At 65.0% G+C, this 18938-nt stretch carries 18 protein-coding genes and 1 tRNA gene; 7 read left to right on the top strand and 12 right to left on the bottom strand.

From position 1 onward, the window contains the following. Positions 1-33 precede the first annotated feature (33 nt). From C2I19_RS16535 to C2I19_RS16525, 3 genes are read right to left on the bottom strand one after another with little or no spacing between them, the layout of a single operon-like run. A complete protein-coding gene (locus C2I19_RS16535) occupies positions 34-402 on the bottom strand; it encodes a Rieske (2Fe-2S) protein (protein WP_103903778.1) in 369 nt (122 codons plus the stop codon). After that, positions 378-1034 carry an HAD family hydrolase gene (locus C2I19_RS16530; protein ID WP_199181231.1) on the bottom strand — a complete coding sequence of 219 codons (657 nt, stop codon included), beginning with the start codon at positions 1032-1034 and terminating at the stop codon, positions 378-380. The genes C2I19_RS16535 and C2I19_RS16530 overlap by 25 nt, the downstream gene beginning before the upstream one ends. Next, positions 1034-1972 (bottom strand): RluA family pseudouridine synthase, encoded by a 939-nt coding sequence (locus tag C2I19_RS16525; protein WP_103903756.1) that lies wholly within the window; start codon positions 1970-1972, stop codon positions 1034-1036. Before C2I19_RS16525 ends, C2I19_RS16530 begins: the two co-directional genes overlap by 1 nt. A gap of 526 nt (positions 1973-2498) precedes the next feature. On the opposite strand from C2I19_RS16525, the gene C2I19_RS16520 reads away from it, so the two are divergent. The 4 genes from C2I19_RS16520 (at position 2499) to C2I19_RS16505 (ending at position 8093) form a co-directional block, all read left to right on the top strand. After that, positions 2499-5408, top strand: coding sequence for an Rne/Rng family ribonuclease (locus tag C2I19_RS16520; protein WP_103903755.1), 2910 nt, complete (start codon positions 2499-2501; stop codon positions 5406-5408). 92 nt (positions 5409-5500) lie between these two features. Continuing rightward, a tRNA-Asn gene (locus C2I19_RS16515) sits at positions 5501-5576 on the top strand. Between the two features lie 165 nt (positions 5577-5741). Further along, positions 5742-6344 carry a phosphatase PAP2 family protein gene (locus C2I19_RS16510; RefSeq protein ID WP_103903754.1) on the top strand — a complete coding sequence of 201 codons (603 nt, stop codon included), beginning with the start codon at positions 5742-5744 and terminating at the stop codon, positions 6342-6344. A gap of 456 nt (positions 6345-6800) precedes the next feature. Continuing rightward, positions 6801-8093, top strand: a complete 1293-nt coding sequence (locus C2I19_RS16505; RefSeq protein WP_103903753.1) for an L-cysteine desulfidase family protein — start codon at positions 6801-6803, stop codon at positions 8091-8093. A gap of 62 nt (positions 8094-8155) precedes the next feature. On the opposite strand, the gene C2I19_RS16500 is transcribed toward C2I19_RS16505, so the two are convergent. The 5 genes from C2I19_RS16500 to C2I19_RS16480 all read right to left on the bottom strand — a co-directional run bounded on the left by C2I19_RS16500 (position 8156) and on the right by C2I19_RS16480 (position 13439). Next, positions 8156-9085 (bottom strand): CysB family HTH-type transcriptional regulator, encoded by a 930-nt coding sequence (locus C2I19_RS16500; RefSeq protein ID WP_103903752.1) that lies wholly within the window; start codon positions 9083-9085, stop codon positions 8156-8158. Continuing rightward, the gene (locus tag C2I19_RS16495) at positions 9082-10161 is read right to left on the bottom strand and encodes a sulfate/molybdate ABC transporter ATP-binding protein (RefSeq protein WP_103903751.1); all 1080 of its coding nucleotides are present in this window, start codon (positions 10159-10161) and stop codon (positions 9082-9084) included. Before C2I19_RS16495 ends, C2I19_RS16500 begins: the two co-directional genes overlap by 4 nt. Before the next feature lies 1 nt (position 10162). Beyond that, positions 10163-11041 (bottom strand): sulfate ABC transporter permease subunit CysW, encoded by an 879-nt coding sequence (cysW, locus tag C2I19_RS16490; RefSeq protein ID WP_103903750.1) that lies wholly within the window; start codon positions 11039-11041, stop codon positions 10163-10165. Further along, positions 11041-11895, bottom strand: coding sequence for a sulfate ABC transporter permease subunit CysT (gene cysT / locus C2I19_RS16485; RefSeq protein ID WP_103903749.1), 855 nt, complete (start codon positions 11893-11895; stop codon positions 11041-11043). The genes cysW and cysT overlap by 1 nt, the downstream gene beginning before the upstream one ends. A gap of 548 nt (positions 11896-12443) precedes the next feature. Next, entirely contained in the window at positions 12444-13439 is a 996-nt protein-coding gene (locus C2I19_RS16480) for a sulfate ABC transporter substrate-binding protein (protein WP_233201235.1), read from the bottom strand. Between the two features lie 205 nt (positions 13440-13644). Here C2I19_RS16480 and C2I19_RS16475 point away from each other — a divergent pair, with 205 nt between their 5' ends. The 3 genes from C2I19_RS16475 (at position 13645) to C2I19_RS22890 (ending at position 15694) form a co-directional block, all read left to right on the top strand. Continuing rightward, positions 13645-14517, top strand: coding sequence for an EAL domain-containing protein (locus C2I19_RS16475; protein WP_146056848.1), 873 nt, complete (start codon positions 13645-13647; stop codon positions 14515-14517). A 78-nt stretch (positions 14518-14595) separates the two neighbouring features. Next, complete coding sequence (locus C2I19_RS16470; protein WP_103903746.1) at positions 14596-15540, top strand: GNAT family N-acetyltransferase; 945 nt, start codon at positions 14596-14598, stop codon at positions 15538-15540. A gap of 46 nt (positions 15541-15586) precedes the next feature. Then, positions 15587-15694 carry an AAA family ATPase gene (locus C2I19_RS22890; RefSeq protein ID WP_369406692.1) on the top strand — a complete coding sequence of 36 codons (108 nt, stop codon included), beginning with the start codon at positions 15587-15589 and terminating at the stop codon, positions 15692-15694. A 184-nt stretch (positions 15695-15878) separates the two neighbouring features. Here C2I19_RS22890 and C2I19_RS16465 read toward each other — a convergent pair whose 3' ends face one another. The 4 genes from C2I19_RS16465 to C2I19_RS22550 all read right to left on the bottom strand — a co-directional run. Next, complete coding sequence (locus tag C2I19_RS16465; protein ID WP_103903745.1) at positions 15879-17015, bottom strand: alpha-D-ribose 1-methylphosphonate 5-triphosphate diphosphatase; 1137 nt, start codon at positions 17013-17015, stop codon at positions 15879-15881. Further along, on the bottom strand, positions 17012-17719 hold the full coding sequence (gene phnL, locus C2I19_RS16460) for a phosphonate C-P lyase system protein PhnL (RefSeq protein WP_103903744.1): 708 nt from the start codon (positions 17717-17719) through the stop codon (positions 17012-17014). The genes C2I19_RS16465 and phnL overlap by 4 nt, the downstream gene beginning before the upstream one ends. A 4-nt stretch (positions 17720-17723) precedes the next feature. Beyond that, positions 17724-18497 carry a phosphonate C-P lyase system protein PhnK gene (gene phnK / locus C2I19_RS16455; protein WP_103903743.1) on the bottom strand — a complete coding sequence of 258 codons (774 nt, stop codon included), beginning with the start codon at positions 18495-18497 and terminating at the stop codon, positions 17724-17726. After that, a partial coding sequence (locus C2I19_RS22550) for an alpha-D-ribose 1-methylphosphonate 5-phosphate C-P-lyase PhnJ (protein ID WP_233201234.1) occupies positions 18494-18938 on the bottom strand: 445 nt, incomplete at its 5' end. The genes phnK and C2I19_RS22550, both read right to left, overlap by 4 nt.

Here is an 18938-nt window from a genome sequence, read left to right as displayed (position 1 = left end):
GTCGGTGTGCTCCGGAAGGGGTTCCGCGAGAGTCTAGCAAAATTCACTCGGCATGGCATTGAGCCAGACTTCGCCATTTTCTTCAATCAGGTCCAAGGCGGCCAGCGATTGGCCGCGGCAGGGGCCCCAGCTGCAATAGCCGGTGGCCGGGTGGTAGCGCGCGCCGTGCATGCTGCAGATCAGGTGGTGGCCGGTCAAGTCGAAGACCTGGCCGTCCTGCAGGTCGAGCTCAATGGGGATGTGGCGGCAGCGGTTTAGATAGCCGTAAACCTGGCCCTGATAGCGAATGGCGATGGCGGGCAGCTTGCTGCCGTCCGGCTGTTCGATTTCGAAGCGGTGCGCCAGTCCGCCATCTTCCAGTTGGCTGGAAGCGCAGATCAGCCTAGTCTGGGCTGCAGCCATGAGGACAGCTCGGGCAGGGAGTGGACGATGGCGCGAGGCTGGCATTGCCGCAAATGCTCGTCGGAGTGGGCGCCGTGGCTGATGCCCACGCCATGGCTGCCAGCGTTTTGCGCCATCAGCAGGTCGTGGCTGGTGTCGCCTATCATCACGGTGCGGCTCAGCGTCACGCCGAAAAAATCGCTCAGTTGCAACAGCATGTCCGGGTGAGGCTTGGAGTGGCATTCGTCCACGGTGCGGGTGGCGTCGAACAGTTCCGCTATGCCGACGACGCCCAGCGCGCGCTCCAGGCCGGCTCGGCTGCTGCCGGTGGCGATGGCGACGAATACGCCGTGGGCGCGGATGGTTTCCAGCGTTTCGCGCGCGGCGTCGAACAGCGTGACTTGGTCGAGATTGGCCTGATAGTGGCGGCGGAAGGCGTCCACCAGCGCCGGCAGCTGTTCCGCTCTGTCCTCGGGGCAGAAGCGCCGCAGCGCGTCGGCCAGGCGCAGGCCTATGACATGGCTGGCGGCGTCGCGAGCGGGTACCGGCAGGGCCAGGTCGCGGCAGGCTTGCTGGATAGCATGGACGATGTGGCTGGTGGAGTCCATCAGCGTGCCGTCCCAGTCGAACACTACCAGATCGAATTCACGCATCAGCGCGGCTCCAGGGTTTTCAGGAATTTTTGCAGTTCCGCCGGCAGCGGCGCTTCGAGTTTCAGCGGCGCGCCGGTCAAAGGGTGGGGCAGGGTCAGGCTCCTGGCGTGCAGGAACATCCGCTTCAGGCCGCGCCGCGCCAGTTCTTTATTCAGCGCGAAGTCGCCGTATTTCTCGTCGCCGGCGATGGCGCAGCCGTTGGCCTGCATGTGGACGCGGATCTGGTGGGTGCGGCCAGTGCGCAGATGCGCCTCCACCAGGGTGAACTCGGCGTAGCGCTGTTGGATGGCGAAATTGGTGTGCGCGTACTGGCCATCGTCGCCTTCAGCCACCTTGACGCGGCGTTCGCCGTCCGGCGTGTGGAACTTGAACAGCGGCAGCTTCACTTGCTTGACGTTTTCCGGCCAGTGGCCGGTGGCCAGCGCCAGGTAGCGCTTGTCCGGCACGTTGTCGCGCATCATGTCGTGCAGCTTGGTCAGCGCGGAGCGCTTCTTGGCCAGCATCAGCAGGCCGGAGGTCTCGCGATCCAGCCGGTGCACCAGCTCCAGGTAGCGCCACTCCGGGTGGGCGCGGCGCAGTTGCTCGATCACGCCGAAGGATACCCCGCTGCCGCCATGCACCGCCACGCCGGCCGGCTTGTCTATCACCAGCAACGCGTCGTCTTCGTACACCACTGGGAAGGTGGCTGCGGGCACGTTTTTTTCCGCGCGCTCGGCGACGCGGATCGGCGGAATGCGTAGCGTGTCGCCCGCCGCGACGCGGTAGCTGGCGTCGACGCGGCCCTTGTTCACGCGCACTTCGCCGGAGCGCAGGATGCGGTAGATATGGCTCTTGGGCACCCCCTTGAGCAGGCGCTGCAGATAGTTGTCCAGCCGTTGGCCGGCATCGTCTGCGGTCACTTCAAGGAAGGTTACGGAATCTTTGCGAATGTCTGTCATATTGCTTATACTTGTGGCGCTGTCCGCAGTGCGCGGCACCTAGAGCGGACAGCGTCGGAATGCCACGATCACGGCCAGTTCTGCGTGATGCTGCTGCGGAAATCCGAAACGGCCGGCAGGGGCCAACTCCTGACCTGATGCTGTTTGCCACAGCCGCAGCCAAGGTTAACTCGCTCACCGAAAAGTAGCGATGGTAATGCATTTATACGCATAACGCACTCACGAGTATTCCATTTCCCGATGCCAAGCCAGTCGGGAGATTTCGCAGCGAAGTTTGACCCGGCATGCCAGCCGTCCTGTGATGTTTGTCCCGCCTGGGAGGCGGGATCGGCGACAACGCCGATGCGCCGTTTGCGCACAGAATCGCGGGGCTGCATGTGATCCAAATCAGGAAGTAGGCTGTCATAGCAAAGCTAGTTTTTCTCGATCTTTACCTCGACACTTCTTTCGGAAAGCGCCCATTTATAGTCACTGGGCCGTCAAATACTGGCTGCATCCTTGCGTGAGTGCTGCGCAAGGAATGTAAATGAAACGTATGTTGTTCAATGCGACGCAAGCCGAAGAGCTGCGCGTCGCCATTGTCGACGGGCAAAAGCTCGTCGATCTCGATATCGAGACCGTAGGCAAGGAACAGCGCAAGGGCAATATCTACAAGGGTATCATCACCCGGATCGAGCCTTCGCTGGAAGCCTGCTTCGTCGATTACGGCACCGAGCGTCACGGCTTCCTGCCGTTCAAGGAAGTGTCCCGCTCCTATTTCCAGGGCTATGAGGGCGGTCGTCCGCGTATTCAGGACGTGCTGCGCGAAGGCATGGAAGTGGTGGTGCAGGTGGAGAAGGACGAGCGCGGCAACAAGGGCGCGGCGCTGACCACCTACATCAGCCTGGCCGGCCGCTATCTGGTGCTGATGCCGAACAATCCGCGCGGCGGCGGCGTATCGCGCCGCATCGAGGGCGAAGAGCGTCAGGAACTGAAGGATTTGCTGTCCCAGCTGGAAGTGTCGCATGGCATGAGCCTGATCGCGCGCACCGCCGGCATCGGCCGCAATCTGGAAGAACTGCAGTGGGACCTGGGTTACCTGATGCAGCTGTGGCGCGCCATCGAGGGTGCGGCCGGCGCGCAGTCCGCGCCTTTCCTGATTCTGCAGGAAGGCAGCCTGGTGATCCGCGCGATCCGCGACTATTTCCATCCGGACATCGGCGAAGTGCTGATCGATACCGATGAGATCCATGATCAGGCCCGCCAGTTCATGAGCCACGTCATGCCTAACATGCTGTCGCGTGTGAAGGTGTACAAGGATCATGTGCCGCTGTTCTCCCGCTTCCAGATCGAGCACCAGATCGAAACCGCCTTCTCGCGCAGCGTGCAGCTGCCGTCCGGCGGCGCCATCGTGATCGACCACACCGAAGCGCTGGTCTCCATCGACGTGAACTCGGCTCGCGCCACCAAGGGCGCCGACATCGAGGAAACCGCGGTCAAGACCAACCTGGAAGCGGCGGAAGAAATCGCCCGCCAGCTGCGTCTGCGAGATTTGGGCGGCCTGGTGGTGATCGACTTCATCGACATGGAAAACCCGAAGAATCAGCGCGACGTGGAAAACCGCCTGCGCGACGTTCTGAAGCATGACCGCGCCCGCGTGCAGATGGGCAAGCTGTCCCGCTTCGGCCTGCTGGAGCTGTCCCGCCAGCGCCTGCAGCCGAGCTTGGGCGAGACCAGCCATGAGCCGTGTCCGCGTTGCCACGGCATAGGCTTCATCCGCGGCACCGAATCGTCGGCGCTGCACATCCTGCGCATCATCCAGGAAGAGGCGATGAAGGAAAACACCGGCGCGGTGCACGCGCAGGTGCCGGTCGACGTGGCCACCTTCCTGTTGAACGAGAAGCGCGCCGAGATCCACTCGATCGAAGAGCGCCTGGATGTCGACGTGGTGCTGATCCCGAACATCCATCTCGAAACCCCGCACTACAAGATCGTGCGCGTGCGCCACGACGACCTGGCCGAACTGGGCGAAGCGCCGAGCTACAGCCGCGTCGAAGTGCAGGAAGAAGACGTGATCACCAATTTCGGCCAGGAAAAGCCGAAGGTGGTTCGCCAGGAAGCCGCGGTCAAGGGCATCACGCCGCAACAGCCCGCGCCGAGCGCGACCCCGGCCCCGGTTGAGAAGCCGGCTGAGCCGGCTGGCCTGTTCGCGGGCATCGCCGCCTGGTTCAAGGGTCTGTTCGCCGAGCCGGAAAAGGCTGTCGAGCCTGAGAAGAAAAAGCCGGCAGCCGCCGCTTCCCGCAACGAGCAGCGCGGCAACCGCTCGCGCCAGCAAGAGCGTCGCACCGGCGGGCAGGCTCGCCGCGAGCATGAGCAGCGCCGCCAGTCCTCTCCGGATGAAGCCAAGCCGCGTCACGAGCGCAAGGATGCCGAGCGCTCGGAGCGCAAGGATGTGGAGCGCAAGGAAGCCGGCCGCGATCGTGAAGAGCGCAACGAGCAGCAGCGCGAGCGCGGCAATCGTCGCCGCGAGCGCGAGCCGCGCGAGGCCAAGGAAGTCCGCGAGCAGGCGCCGCGCGAAGAGCGCGTGAGCGACAAGGCCGAGAAGCAGGACAAGCCGCAGCAGGAGCCGCGTCGCCGTCAGACGCCGGTTGTCGCGCCGGTTGAGGTTGAAAAACCGCTGGTTCAGGAAGAGCCGCGCGCCGAAGGCGTGGAGGCCGATCAGGCAGAGCAGCAGGAGCGCGGCGAACGCCGTCGCCGCCGCAGCCGCCGCGATCGTCGCCGCGACAATCCGGAAGCTCAAGTGGAAGGCGTGGCTGAGGAGGCGGGCGCGGAAGCTCCGCTGGCCGAGGCTGCCGGCATCGCTGCGGCCGCGGTGGTCGCCACAGTCGCTGTCGAGACTGTGATCGAAGCCAAACCCGAAGCGGAAGCTCAGCCGGAAGCGGCCAAGCCGGTTGAAGCGCTTGTGGAAAGCGCTCCGGCCGCCGTTGAGATGGTTGCAGTCGAAACCGCAGTGGTTGAGACTGTTACCGTAACGCCGCTGGCTGAGCAGGAAAAGGAGGAAGCGCCGGTGGTGGCCGAGCCGGCATCCGTGGAGGTGTTCGAGCCTAAGGCGGAAGCCGTGGTGGTGACGCCTGCGGCTGTGGCTGAGGCGGTAGCCGAGCCCGTCGCCGAGCAGCCGGCTCAAGTCGAGCCGGCCGCAGAGATCGAGCCTGTCGCCGCGGCAGTGGCCGAGGTCGTGGCGGAAGCTGCGCCGCAAGCCGCTCCGGCTGTGGAAGAGAAGCCGGTGGAGCTGGGCGGTCTGGTGATGGTTTCGACCAAGCCGGCGACCGAGCAAGCGCCTGCCGTCGAACAGCCGGCGCTGCAGCAAGGCCCGCGCCGTCGCGATGTGGTCGCCAATGCCGAGCTCGAAGCCGAGCAGCCGGCGCAACTGATGCAGGTGGAAACCCGCCACGGTTGATCCGGTCCGCGCGGCGGAGGCGAGCGCCTCCGCCGCGTATTCGGCTATTGACGATAGTGGGAGTGTAGGGTACTATCCTTCTCTCTAAACGTTCCCTGATAGCTCAGTTGGTAGAGCGACGGACTGTTAATCCGCAGGTCGCAGGTTCGAGCCCTGCTCGGGGAGCCAGCTTTCAGAAAAGCCCGCATCGGAAGATGCGGGCTTTTTGCTTTTCCTTCAGCGCAATGTCGTTGTTATATTTAACATGATTGGAACAAAAAGTTCACGTTCAGGACTAATATCGCATCCTTTCTCAATTGATCGGCAGGACCTGCGAGGCCTGCCTGGCACGCGATGGCAATACTCGAATCCCTGAACCAAACGCTATTCCTCATGATCAACGCGACGCCGGATAGCGCGCCCATCTCCATCAAGCTGGCCACTTTCATCGCCAGAGACGTGATGCGGCTGCTGCCTGCGCTGTTGGTCGTCCTGTGGCTGTGGGGGCGCGCCGAGTTGCGCGACACCATTTTGAAGTCGCTGCTGCTGACCGCCGTCGCCTTGATCGGCAACTGGGCGATAGGCCTGATCTGGCCGCATCCGCGGCCGTTCGCCGTGCCCATAGGCTATACCTTTCTGGCGCATGATCCCACGCCTTCCTTCCCCAGCAATCACGGCAGCATTTTCGCCATGATGGCTTTGTGCTGGTGTTTCAGCGCGGCTCGCGGCTGGGGCTGGGTGATGGCGGTTTCCGGTCTGGCTGTGGCCTGGTCCCGCGTTTACCTCGGCGTGCATTTCCCGCTGGACATGCTGGGCGCCTTGCTGGTGTCCATCGCCTGGTGCGCCGCGCTGTCGCCGTTGTGGGCGCGCAAGGGCGCGGCTCTGACCGGGGCGCTGGAGTCGCTGTACCGCCAGTTGTTGGCCAAACCGATCGCCGCCGGGCTGATCAGGCGCTGAGCTCGCCTGAGCCTCCCGGCGACGCGCCATGCCGCCGGGAGCTTTCGCGCCGCAAGCTTCCATTCCGCTTTCCATCGCCCGCTCAGCCCTGCTGCGCGGAGTCTGGGTTCTGGACGTCGTCCAGCCTGTTGAGGAACGTTTCGTCCGAATGGGCGCATAGCCTGCTTCCGCTATTTCTTCTCGCCAACTCCACTTCCCGCATGCTGTTCGCGCGCTTTGTCGACCCGCATGGGCAAGGGTGCGCGCGGCGCGCCACGCTGCGCGGATCGCAGACATCACGCCAGCGGCAACACTGCCGCTCGACCTGGTTTTGCGTCCATTGCGACAGTTCTGGCGGCAGGTATTTGACTGTGAGCATATTGCCTGTTTTTTAGGCACACAAAACGGCAAGTTGATGGTAAAGTAAACGGAAAGTTATTTTATTATATCATTTTGTTATGTGTCGGCGGAGTAAGCATGTCTGAACGTGAAGTTAGGTTGTGGCCGGAATTCGTCAAGGCCCTGAAGCAGGAAGTCGTGCCGGCCCTGGGCTGTACCGAGCCGATCTCACTGGCGCTGGCTGCGGCATTGGCGACGCGCGAGCTGGGCAAGGCGCCGGAGCGCATCGACGCCTGGGTATCGGCCAACCTGATGAAGAACGGCATGGGCGTGACCGTGCCCGGCACCGGCACCGTCGGCCTGCCGATCGCAGCCGCTGTCGGTGCGTTGGGTGGCGACCCGGACGCCAAGCTGGAAGTGCTGAAGAGTCTGACCGTGGAGCAGGTGGCGGCCGGCAAGCAGATGCTGGCCGACGGCAAGGTCAAGCTGGGCGTGGCCGCGGTGCCCAACATCCTGTACGCCGAAGCCTGTGTCTGGCACGGCGACGAGTGCGCGCGCGTGGCCATCGCCGACGCCCACACCAATGTGATCAAGATCGAGCGCAATGGCGAAGTTAAGCTGAGGCGCGAGGCCGCCGACGCGAAGCCGATGGAAACCTACGAGCTGGGCGACGCCACCGCGCGCGACGTCTACGACTTCGCCACCCGCGCGCCGCTGGAGATGATCGAATTCATCCACGAGGCAGCGGTGCTGAACAGCGCTCTGGCCGAGGAGGGCATGAGCGGCAAGTATGGCCTGCACATCGGCGCCACGCTGCAGCGGCAGATCGAGGCCGGCTTGTTGTCGGAAGGCCTGCTGTCCAATATCCTTACCCGCACCACCGCCGCGTCCGACGCGCGCATGGGCGGCGCCACGCTGCCGGCGATGAGCAATTCCGGCTCCGGCAACCAGGGCATCGCCGCGACCATGCCGGTGGTGGCGGTGGCCGAGCACGTCAAAGCTGACCAGGAGACGCTGATCCGCGCGCTGGCGCTATCGCACCTGATCGCCGTCTACATCCACACCCGACTGCCCAAGCTGTCCGCCCTGTGCGCCGTCACCACCGCTTCCATGGGCGCGGCGGCCGGGATGGCTTACTTGCTTAACGGCGGCTATCCGGCTGTCAGCATGGCGATTTCCAGCATGATAGGCGACCTGGCCGGCATGATTTGCGACGGCGCCTCCAATAGCTGCGCGATGAAGGTGTCCACCTCGGCTGGTTCCGGCTTCAAAGCGGTGCTGATGGCGCTGGACGGCACCCGGGTCTCCGGCAACGAGGGCATCGTCGCCCACGATGTGGACGTGTCCATCTCCAACCTGGGCAAGCTGGCCACTCAGGGCATGGCGCAGACCGATACCCAGATCCTGCAAATCATGATGGATAAGCGCTGAGCCAGCGCCTATCCGCCTAAGCAAGGCCCGGTCATGCCGGGCCTTTGTCGTTTGCGCGGCGTTTATTCCTGCGTCGCCGGGCTCAGGGCCTGGCGCACGCTGACCTCGCTCAGCGCCGGCGCGCACAGCTCGATGAAGCGGTAGGCGTAGCTGCGCAGGTAATGGCCGCGGCGGATGGCGATGCGGCTGGTCTGCCGGCCGAACAGCGGCGGGCCTTCCACCACCTTGAGGCCGGCATCGCGGCGCGGGTCCACCGCCATGGAGGCGACGATGCCCACGCCCAGCTCCAGCTCGGCATAGGTCTTGATCACGTCGGCGTCCAACGCCGCCATTACGATGTCGGGCGCGAGTCCGGCTGAGGCGAAGGCGTTGTCGATATCGGCCCTCCCGGTGAAACCGTGGTGGTAGGTGACGATGGGGTGCTCGGCCAATGCCTCCAGCGTCAGCGGTGCCTGGTGCAGTGGATGCTCGGGCGGGGCGATCACGCAGTGGTGCCAGCTGTAATAGGGGAAGGAGACCAGGTCGGCCACTTCGGTTACCGCCTCGGTGGCGATGCCGATGTCAGCCTCGCCTTCCAGTAGCAGCTTGACCAGCTCGGTCGGGCTGGCTTGGTGCAGCACCAGATGCACGCGCGGGAAGGCGCGCTTGAACGCCGTCACCACCTGCGGCAGCGCGTAGCGCGCCTGGGTGTGGGTGGTGGCGATGGTCAGCTGGCCCTCGTCGCGCAGGCTGAATTGTTGCGCCAGCCGCTTGATGTTGCCGGCGTCCAGCAGCATGCGCTCGACTATGGTCAGCAGCTCCTTGCCGGGGTCGGTCAGGCCGAGGAAGCGCTTGCCTTTGCGGATGAACAGCTCCACGCCCAGCTCGTCCTCCAGGTCCTTGATATGCTTGCTGACGCCGGACTGCGAGGTGTACAGCGCGTTGGCCACCTCGGTCAGATTGAAGCCCTGGCGCACGGTTTCGCGGATGATGCGCAGTTGCTGGAAATTCATGCTTGTTCTCCTTGCGCGTCCGCGGCGAATACGCGGGCGGCGCGCGCGCGCAGCCGCACGTCCTGGCCGGCGGCCAAGGTGGCCAAGAGCGGCGCGTCGGCCGGCAGCTCGGCGTCGAAAGACAGCCCGGCCAGCTCGTCGCGGCCCTCCAGCTCGATGCGGGACAGGCCGCCGAGAGTCAGCACCCGCTGCACCCGGGCCGGCAGGCCGGCGCCGTCTGGGTCTGGCGCGATGGCCAGGTCGTGCGGGCGGATGAAGGCCTCCACCGTCTGGCCGTGCGGCAGCTGGTGGTCGGCGTCCAGCACATGGCCGTCCACCGCGATAGAGCCGGGGCCGCTGACGCCGCGGACGCGGTTGGCGCTGCCGAGGAAGCCATAGACGAAGGCGCTGGCCGGTTGGCTGTACACTTCGGCCGGCGAGCCTATCTGCTCCACCTTGCCGTGGTTCATCAATACCACCCGGTCCGCCACCTCCAGCGCTTCTTCCTGGTCGTGGGTGACGAAGATCGAGGTGATATGCAGCTCGTCGTGCAGCTTGCGCAGCCAGCGGCGCAGCTCCTTGCGCACCTTGGCGTCCAGCGCGCCGAACGGTTCGTCCAGCAGCAGCACGCGCGGCTCTACCGCCAGCGCGCGGGCCAGGGCGATGCGCTGGCGCTGGCCGCCGGACAGCTGGGCCGGCATGCGGTCGGCCAGCCAATCGAGCTGCACCAGGTCCAGCAACTCATGCACCTTGCGCGCGATGTCGGACTCGGACGGGCGTTCGCGCCGCGGTTTCATTCTGAGGCCGAAGGCGACGTTGTCGAACACCGTCATGTGGCGGAACAAGGCGTAATGCTGGAATACGAAACCCACCTGGCGCTCGCGCACATGGGTGGAGGAGGCGTCCTGGCCGTCCAGCAAGACATGGCCGGCGTCAGCCTGCTCCAGGCCGGCGATGATGCGCAGCAGGGTGGTCTTGCCGCAGCCGGAAGGGCCGAGCAGCGCCACCAGCTCGCCGCCTGGGAAGTCCAGACTAATGCCGTCCAGAGCGACGAAATCGCCGAAGGCTTTGCGTATGTTTTGTACTTGTATGCTCATCTCAGTTTTCCTTGGCGCCGCGCCATTCCACCCAGCTCTTCACCGCCAGCGTGACCAGGGCCAGCAAGGCCAGCAGGGACGCCACGGCGAAGGCCGCGGCGAAATTGTACTCGTTGTAGAGAATTTCCACGTGCAGCGGCAGCGTATTGGTTTCGCCGCGGATGTGCCCGGACACCACCGACACCGCGCCGAACTCGCCCATCGCCCGCGCGTTGCTGAGGATCACGCCGTATAGCAGGGCCCAGCGAACATTGGGGAGGGTGATGTGCCACAGCACCTGCCAGCCGCGCGCGCCCAGCACCACGGCGGCTTCCTCTTCCTCGCGGCCTTGCGCCTCCATTAGCGGGATCAGCTCGCGGGCGACGAAGGGCACGGTGACGAATAGCGTGGCCAGCACGATGCCGGGCACCGAGAAAATGATTTTGATCCCGTACTCCGCCAGCCACGGCCCCAGCCAGCCCTGTTGGCCGAACACCAAAACGAAGATCAGGCCGGCGACGACAGGCGACACCGAAAACGGCAGGTCGATCAAGGTGATCAGCAGCTGCTTGCCGCGGAAGTCGAAGCGGGTGACCGCCCAGGCGGCGGCGATGCCGAAGGCCAGGTTCAGCGGTACCGACAGCGCCGCCGCCAGCAGCGTCAGCCGCACCGCCGCCAGCGCGTCGGGATCGGCTAGCGCGGTCAGGTAGGTGTCCCAGCCCTTGGCCAGCGCCTCGACGAATACGACGATCAGCGGCAATAGCAGAAATACGCCGAAAAAGACTAGCGCCAGCGTCAGGATGCTCCATTTGACGGCGCGCGATTCGCGGGTGGCGGCGCGGGATTCCAGCTGGGCGGCCTTGTCCGCCGCCGGACGGGTTTGGGCGATAACGGCGCTCATTATCGTCCCCCGGCACGGCGGCGCGCGCTCCAGAACTGCAGGCCGTTGATGGCCAGCAAGAGCAGGAAGGACGCGGCCAGCATGACCGAGGCGATGGCGGCCGCGCCGGCGTAATCGAACTGCTCCAGCTTGCTGATGATCATCAGCGGCGTGATTTCCGACACCATGGGCACGTTGCCGGCGATGAAGATCACCGAGCCGTATTCGCCGACCGCGCGGGCGAAGGCCAGCGCGAAGCCTGTCAGCAAGGCCGGCCGCAAAGCCGGCAGGATCACGTGGCGGAATGTCTGCCAGCGGCGCGCGCCCAGGCAGGCGGCGGCTTCCTCCAGCTCGGTTTCCAGGTCTTCCAGCACCGGCTGCACGGTGCGCACCACGAAGGGCAGACCGATGAAGATCAGCGCCACCAGCACACCCAACGGGCCGAAGGCCACTTTGAGGCCCAAGGGCTCCAGATATTGTCCCAGCCAGCCGTTGCCGGCGTACAGCGCAGTCAGCGCGATGCCGGCGACGGCGGTGGGCAGGGCGAAGGGCAGGTCCACCAGCGAATCGATCAGCCGCTTGCCGGGAAAGCGGTAGCGCGCCAGCGACCAGGCCAGCAGCAGGCCGAACACCGTGTTGATGGCGGCAGCGGCCAATGCCATGCCGAAGCTGAGCCGGTAGGACGCCAGCACGCGGGGCGAGGCTGCGGTCTGCCAGAAGCTTTCCAGCGGTTGGCCGGCGGCGCGCAGGGCCACGGCGGCCAGCGGGATTAGCACCAGCAGCGATAGATAGCTGACGGTGAAGCCCAGCGATAGATTGAAGCCGGGCAGGACGCGGGGAGAGCGGGGCGGCGGAACGAGTGTCGCGGACATCATGGATTCCAATTCATATAATCGAATAAACGATATCCGCATGAACGTTATTCCAAAAATAATCATTTCTTCGTTGCTTATTCGAAATTATGCAAAGTGGGCGAGGGGTGAAATAAAGCCGCCTGACGATGAGCGGGCGGCTTGCGAATCATGGGAATCCTGGCGTTCTCTCAAGATTCGTCTGGTTTTGAATCCGCTGCGCGGATGATGATTGGTGTTGCCGGGGCTGCCCGGCGTGCAGGGAGGGGATATTTGCTTGGCCAAATATCCCCTCCACCCCTAAAAGCCACCCTGCAAGCCTGGCCTGCGGCTACCCGCCGGGTCCCGTCAGGTCCGAGGCGCAGCTGAACGCTCTGCGTGCGAATCCATCACTGGGCGAGGCAGAGCCTCGCACGTAGAGATTCGCTCAGCGATGCGCGCTACCGTCGCGGGACTCAAACAGACAGCCGCTTAAAACCTCGGGCCTGCCGCCCGGCGGCAGGCTTGAAGGGACTTGGCGCGTTGAATACGTGGAGGTCTCTCACAAAATTTTTTAGCCTAAGAAACGTACTTCAGCGCGCCACGATCTGATCGAACACACCGCCGTCGGCGAAGTGGGTTTTCTGCGCTTTCTGCCAGCCGCCGAAAGTCTGGTCTATGGTGAACAGCTTCACCTTGCTGAACTGGCCGGCGTACTTGGCCGCGACCTTGGGGTCGCGCGGGCGGTAGTAGTGCTTGGCCGCCAGCTCCTGGCCTTCCGGGCTGTACAGGTATTGCAGATAGGCCTCCGCCGCCTTACGGGTGCCGCGCTTGTCCGCCACTTTGTCCACCACGCTGACCGGCGGCTCGGCCAGGATGGAGACGGAGGGGGTGACGATGTCGAACTTGTCCGGCCCCAGCTCCTTGGCGGCGAGGAAAGCTTCGTTTTCCCACGACAGCAGCACGTCGCCGATGCCACGCTGGGTGAAGGTGATCAGCGAGCCGCGCGCGCCGGAATCCAGCACCTTGACGTTGCCGTACAGCTTCTTGACGAAGTCCTTGGCCTTGGCGTCGTTGCCGCCGGGCTGCTTCAGCGCGTAGCCCCAGGCCGCCAGGTAGTTCCAGCGCGCGCCGCCGCCGGTCTTCGGGTTCGGCGTCACCACTTCCACGCCGGATTTGACCAGATCGTTCCAGTCCTTGATGCGCTTGGGATTGCCCTTGCGCACCAGGAACACGATGGTGGACGAGTAGGGTGAGGCGTTATGGGGCAGCCGTTGCTGCCAGTTGGGCGCGATGGATTTGGCCTGGCTGGAGATTTCGTCGATGTCGTAGGCCAGCGCCAGCGTCACCACATCGGCGTCCAGGCCGTCTATCACCGAGCGTGCCTGCTTGCCGGAGCCGCCGTGGGATTGCTTGACGGTGACGGTCTCGCCGGTCTTGACTTTCCAGTACTTGACGAAGGCGGCGTTATAGTCCTGGTAGAGTTCGCGCGTCGGGTCGTAGGAGACGTTGAGCAGGCTGATGTCGGCGAAAGCGGAGGCGCTGCCGGCGAACAGCAGGGCGATGGCGAGGCGGTGCAGTGGGCGCATGGCGCTTTCCATAATGATGATTTGAGTGAGGACACTGTAGGCGGCGGCCGTAGAGGCTGGGAAATAAGAATATCTGCGATGAATATTATTAAAAGTGTATAAGACGGCTTTTCTTAAAAATGGATAGGCATATCGGCAAAACGTATATGACCTTGTCACACTCGGGGCTATAGTGGCGCCAGTTTTCACCAACCGGGTGCCGCTCATGAAACGATTCAAGCCCGCCAAGGCGCTGCCGGCCGGCTTCACGCCGTCTATGCTGGCTGCGTGCCAGCAATTGCTGCAGCGCGAGGGCGTACAGGCGAAGCTGCAGTGGAACGCGCAGGAAGTGTTCGCCAGTTTCGACGGCTGGTGGCTGTGCAGCGGCTTCATCCCGCAGGCGAAGGTGCGCGATGGTCGCTGCCAGCTGCTGCAATACGCGGCGCGCTTGCGCATTTACGGCCAGTTCGGCCAAATGCTGCCGGCCAACTGGCTGTTCGCGATGAATTACGGCGAGGCCAAGGCGGTGGCATTGCTCAAGCTGATCCGCGTGCTGCATGTGTTGAACCACCTGGGCCGCAATGGCCGCCACCTGCCGTTGCGCATAGACGTGGACCCGCGCATCTGCCACGCCTACAGCGACCGCATCGTCGATTTCACCGCGCGGCTGCTGGACGCGCTGGAGTTTCCTGCCGCCCAGGCGCAGATGCTGCTGTTCCTGGACGAGCGCACCGCGGACCTTGGCCTGTCCTTGCTGCGGCGCTACCGCCAGCAAGGCCACCGGTTGGCCTTGGGAGATTTCGGCGCCGGCGGCCAGGATTTGCTGCGCTTGTGGCGGCTGGAGCCGGATGGCTTGGCGTTGGCGCCCAGCTTCATGAGCCGCGCCCTTATGTACCCGCGCGTGCGCGAACAGCTGCTGGCGCTGATGCCGCAGTTGGCGGAGCAGGGGTTCGCGCTGGCGGCGGAAGAGATTGTTTGCGACAACATGCTGGAAATCGCCAAGCGGATGCGGGCGGATTACTGTTCCGGACCGTTGCTGTCGGAAAGGCTGAAGCGGCAGCGCGCGGCGCCGCGCTTGGAGCAATTGGCAAGCGCCTGATATTATCCCGTCATTTCATGGTCAAGACCCTTTTCATGCTGGCGCTGGCGCGCATGGCGGGAATGGCGGGAGCAAAGGATGGAAATCAGGGTATTGCAGGCTGAGGACGCCGCGGCCTATCGCGCCATCCGCATCCGGGCGGCGGAAACCGCGCCGGAAGCGATACATTTCGAGCCTGAGGAAATCGCGTCCCTGGCCGACGAGGAGATTGCGAGGCAGATCCAGCCCAGCGACATCCAGCGGGTGCTGGGCGCTTTTGCGGCGGGACAGCTGATAGGCGTTGCCGCGTTGCGCCGGGACGGCCGGGTCAAGATACGCCACCGCGCGATGGTGCAAGGCGTGTTCACCCGGCCGGATCATCGCGGCAAGGGCGTGGCGCGATGCTTGATGCAGGCCCTGCTGGATGAGGCGGCCGAGCTGCCGGGACTGCTATCGCTGGAACTGGCGGTGCACGCGGCCAACGCGCCGGCCAAGGCGCTGTATCAATCTTTCGGCTTTCGCCGCGTCGGCGCCTTGCCCGGCGCGGTCATGCTGGATGGCCGGCTGCTGGACGAGGAGCTGATGCAGCGCCCGCTGGCGTTTTCATCATCCGCATCGTCTGTTGTCCCTGAAGGCGACGATTATGTTTTGGTCGAGGCGACGCCCGATGTCGCCGTCTACCGCCGCCTGCGCGCCGAATCCGGCCTCAGCCCCAAGACGGAAGAGGCCGCCCGTCGCGGCTTGGCGGGCACTGTGTTCGCGGTGCAAGCGCTGCAGAACGGGAATGTCGTCGGCATGGGCCGTTTGATAGGCGACGGCGGCAGTTTCTACCAGGTGGTGGACATCGCCGTGCTGCCGGCGCACCAGGGCAGGGGGCTGGGCAAGCGCGTCATGGCGGCGATTCGCGGCTATATAGACCGCGAATTGCCGCTGAGCGCCTACGTCAGCCTGATCGCCGACGGCGAGGCCAAGCATCTGTACGCCCAGTTCGGTTTCGAGCCGACCGCGCGGCGGTCGGAAGGCATGGCGCTGTTCAAGCGCTGATCCAGCCGCCAGTGGGCGGCATTGTTCTTTAAGAAAGGCAGATTCGATGACGCAATTGCATCTGGTGTTCGGTCCGCAAGGCGCCGGCAAGTCCACCCGCGCGCGCAAGCTGACGGAGGCCGAGCAGGCGGTGCATTTGGCGATAGACGACTGAATGGGAATGAGCACGAGGGCGAGACCTTTGCCTTCGAGGTGACGCCAGCGATGTTCGATGCGATGGCGCCGCAGTTCGAGCCGGCAACAGCGGAGGGGCCGGTTCAGGCGGCGGAGCTCGTCGCCGCCTGATCTTGAGGCGCCTGTCTGAGCCTGGCCGGCGCGCCGGTTACGGCAATCCGGCGTCAGAACACTTTTCTGCCCAGCTTCCACACGCTGCGCAGCAGCGGCACATCGCCGCGCGCCGTCATGGCCACCAGGTCGGCGCGCTGTCCGACGGCGATGTTTCCGCGGTCGGCTAGGCCCACCGCGCGCGCCGGGTTCAGGCTGACGGCGGCGATGGCGCGCGGCAGGCTCCAGCCCGCCTGCGCGTGCAGCAGCCAGGCGCCGTGCAGCAGGCTGGCCGGCACGTAGTCGGACGACAGGATGTCCAGCAAGTCATGGCAGGCCAGCTCCAGCGCCGCCACGTTGCCGGAGTGGGAGCCGCCGCGCACCACATTGGGCGCGCCCATCACGGTGGCGAGGCCATGCCGCCTGGCCGCCGCCGCCGCTTCCCGCGTGGTGGGGAATTCCGAGATCGCTACGCCGTCGCGCAGCGCTTCCGCTATGTGCGCCTCGTCGGTGTCGTCGTGGCTGGCCAGCGCGATGCCGCGCGCCTGGGCCATTTCCACCACCGCCTGCTTGTGGCGGCTAGCGAATTCCGCCTGCTTGGCCTTGCGTTCCGCCACGGCGGCGAGGAAGGTCTCCTCGTTCCAGCCTACCTTTTTCTTGCCGTAGTATTTTTTGTATTGCTCCAGATCGCGGTACTGGCGCTGGCCCGGCGTATGATCCATCACCGATACCAGCTTCACCGCCGGGTGGGCGATCAGCGGCGTCAATTCGTCCAGCAGTTGCGGGAAGGCCAACTCGCAGCGCAGGTGGAAGAAGTGCTCCGCCCGCAGCGCGCCTTCGTCCATGCCCTGGTTGATGGCGGCGAAGGCGCTGTGCAGCGTGTCCAGCCGCACGCTTTCGCCTTCCAGATCGCCCACCGACAACGCGTCCAGCACCGTAGTGATGCCGGCGGCCACGCATTGGGCGTCGTGAGTGATGACGGCTGGCAGGGTAGGCCACAGCACGCCGTTGCGCGGCATCAGGTGTTTTTCCAGATTGTCGGTGTGGATTTCCACCAGGCCGGGCAGCAGCAGCGCGCCGGCAAGGTCTTCGCCTTCGGTCAGCGGCTGTTCGTGGATGGCGGCGATCAGGCCGTCTTCAATTTCCAGCGCGCCGTTGTCGATGACGCGGTCGGCCAGCACGATGCGGGCGTGGTTCAGAATCTGTTTCATGCTGCGATTTCCGTGTGTTGCGCCAGCGGGACCTGGAATACGCGGCTGGCGATGGCGTCGCGGGTGGGGGCGTCGTGGAAAATGCCGATCAGCGCCGCGCCGCGGGCCAGCGCCTCGCGCATCAATTGTACGACCACGTCGCGGTTGGCTGCGTCCAGCGAGGCGGTGGGCTCGTCCAGCAGCAATATCGGCCGCGGCGCGATCATGCCGCGCGCGATGTTGACGCGTTGCTGCTCGCCGCCGGAGAAGGTGGCCGGTGGCAGGCGCCACAGCCGCTCGGCGATGTTCAGCCGCGCCAGCCATTCGCCGGCCGCCAGCCGGGCTTCGGCGTCGGTCGAGCCCCATTCGCGCAGCGGCTCGGCGACGATGTCCAGCGCCGACACCCGCGGGATCACCCGCAGGAACTGGCTGACATAGCCCAGCGTGTGTCGGCGCACGGCGGCGATCTCATGCGGCAGCGCGCGGGCCATGTCCACCCATGCGCCTTGGTGGAACACGCCGATGCGGCCGCTTTCCACCAGATAGTTGGCGTACAGGGCCTTCAACAGCGTGCTTTTGCCGGCGCCGGACGGGCCGGCCAGCGCCACGCATTCGCCGGCGGCCGCCTGCAGCGAAACATCGGTCAGTACTGGCAGCCTCAGCCCGCCCTGCTGGTGCAGGGTGAAGGTCTTGCTCAGATTTTGCGCGTCTATCAATAGATTCATGATTTCAGGCCTGCAGGATGGAGGACACCAGGAGCTGGCTGTACGGGTGTTGCGGGTCGTCGAGGATCTGGTCGGTCAGGCCGGCTTCGACCACGCGGCCCTTCTGCATCACCAGCGTGCGCTGCGCCAGCAGCCGCGCCACGCCCAGATCGTGCGTCACCATGATGACGGCGATGCCGGCGTCGCGCACCAGGCGGCGGGTCAGGTCGAGGAAGCGCGCCTGCACCGACACGTCCAGGCCGCCGGTGGGCTCGTCCATGAACACCAGCCGCGGCTGCGTGACGAGATTGCGGGCGATCTGCAGCCGCTGCTGCATGCCGCCGGAGAAGGCGGATGGCTTGTCGTCGAGACGCGCGCGGTCTATTTCGACCTTTTCCAGCCAGTCGCCGGCGGTCTGGCGCAAGCGGCCATAGTGGCGCTGGCCCAGCGCCATCAGCCGCTCGCTGACGTTGGCGCCGGCGGAGACGCCCATGCGCAGGCCGTCGCGGGCATGCTGGGTGACGAAGCCCCATTCGCTGCGCGCCAGGCGGCGGCGCTCGGCTTCGGGCAGGCAGGTCAGCTCGTGTTGGGCGCCATCGCGGTCGGTGAAGCGCACGCTGCCGGCGTCCGCAACCAGGCGGCCGGCCAGGGTGGACAACAGCGTGGATTTGCCGGAGCCGGATTCGCCGACGATGCACAGCACCTCGCCCGGGTATAGCTCGAAATTGACGTCGAAGCAGCCCTGGCCGTTGCCGTAGTCCTTGCTCAGCCCGCTCACGGTAAGGATGGGCGCCATCATGCTTGTTTCTCCCGCTGGCAGTAGTCGGTATCCGAGCAGACGAACATCCGGCTGCCGGCGTCGTCGGTGACGATTTCGTCCAGATAGCTCGTGCGCGAGCCGCACAACGCGCAGCCTTGCTCCCAGGTTTGGGCCGTAAACGGATGATCGTCGAAGGCCAGGCTTTCCACCTTGGTGTAGGGCGGAATCGCGTACAGGCGCTTTTCGCGGCCGGCGCCGAACAGCAGCAGCGCCGGGCTCATGTCCAGCTTGGGGTTGTCGAACTTCGGAATCGGCGACGGCGAGGCCAGGTAACGGTCGTTGACCATCACCGGGTAGTCGTAGCTGGTGGCGATATGGCCGAAACGGGCGATGTCCTCGTACAGCTTGACGTGCATCAGCCCGTATTCCTGATGCGCGTGCAGCTTGCGGGTTTCCACCTCGCTGGGCTCCAGCGTGCGC

Source organism: Chromobacterium alticapitis, assembly GCF_002924365.1.
Classification (GTDB): Bacteria; Pseudomonadota; Gammaproteobacteria; order Burkholderiales; family Chromobacteriaceae; genus Chromobacterium; species Chromobacterium alticapitis.
The sequence above is the reverse complement of the archived record's forward strand: the minus strand, read 5'-3'. Positions and strand labels throughout refer to the sequence as shown.

Excerpts from the sequence above, each read along its gene's own strand:
- C2I19_RS16535 (WP_103903778.1), bottom strand. The coding sequence starts at position 402 with ATGGCTGCAGCCCAGACTAGGCTGATCTGCGCTTCCAGCCAACTGGAA.
- C2I19_RS16530 (WP_199181231.1), bottom strand. The coding sequence starts at position 1,034 with ATGCGTGAATTCGATCTGGTAGTGTTCGACTGGGACGGCACGCTGATG.
- C2I19_RS16525 (WP_103903756.1), bottom strand. The coding sequence starts at position 1,972 with ATGACAGACATTCGCAAAGATTCCGTAACCTTCCTTGAAGTGACCGCA.
- C2I19_RS16520 (WP_103903755.1), top strand. The coding sequence starts at position 2,499 with ATGAAACGTATGTTGTTCAATGCGACGCAAGCCGAAGAGCTGCGCGTC.
- C2I19_RS16510 (WP_103903754.1), top strand. The coding sequence starts at position 5,742 with ATGGCAATACTCGAATCCCTGAACCAAACGCTATTCCTCATGATCAAC.
- C2I19_RS16505 (WP_103903753.1), top strand. The coding sequence starts at position 6,801 with ATGTCTGAACGTGAAGTTAGGTTGTGGCCGGAATTCGTCAAGGCCCTG.
- C2I19_RS16500 (WP_103903752.1), bottom strand. The coding sequence starts at position 9,085 with ATGAATTTCCAGCAACTGCGCATCATCCGCGAAACCGTGCGCCAGGGC.
- C2I19_RS16495 (WP_103903751.1), bottom strand. The coding sequence starts at position 10,161 with ATGAGCATACAAGTACAAAACATACGCAAAGCCTTCGGCGATTTCGTC.
- cysW (WP_103903750.1), bottom strand. The coding sequence starts at position 11,041 with ATGAGCGCCGTTATCGCCCAAACCCGTCCGGCGGCGGACAAGGCCGCC.
- cysT (WP_103903749.1), bottom strand. The coding sequence starts at position 11,895 with ATGATGTCCGCGACACTCGTTCCGCCGCCCCGCTCTCCCCGCGTCCTG.
- C2I19_RS16480 (WP_233201235.1), bottom strand. The coding sequence starts at position 13,439 with ATGCGCCCACTGCACCGCCTCGCCATCGCCCTGCTGTTCGCCGGCAGC.
- C2I19_RS16475 (WP_146056848.1), top strand. The coding sequence starts at position 13,645 with ATGAAACGATTCAAGCCCGCCAAGGCGCTGCCGGCCGGCTTCACGCCG.
- C2I19_RS16470 (WP_103903746.1), top strand. The coding sequence starts at position 14,596 with ATGGAAATCAGGGTATTGCAGGCTGAGGACGCCGCGGCCTATCGCGCC.
- C2I19_RS22890 (WP_369406692.1), top strand. The coding sequence starts at position 15,587 with ATGACGCAATTGCATCTGGTGTTCGGTCCGCAAGGCGCCGGCAAGTCC.
- C2I19_RS16465 (WP_103903745.1), bottom strand. The coding sequence starts at position 17,015 with ATGAAACAGATTCTGAACCACGCCCGCATCGTGCTGGCCGACCGCGTC.
- phnL (WP_103903744.1), bottom strand. The coding sequence starts at position 17,719 with ATGAATCTATTGATAGACGCGCAAAATCTGAGCAAGACCTTCACCCTG.
- phnK (WP_103903743.1), bottom strand. The coding sequence starts at position 18,497 with ATGATGGCGCCCATCCTTACCGTGAGCGGGCTGAGCAAGGACTACGGC.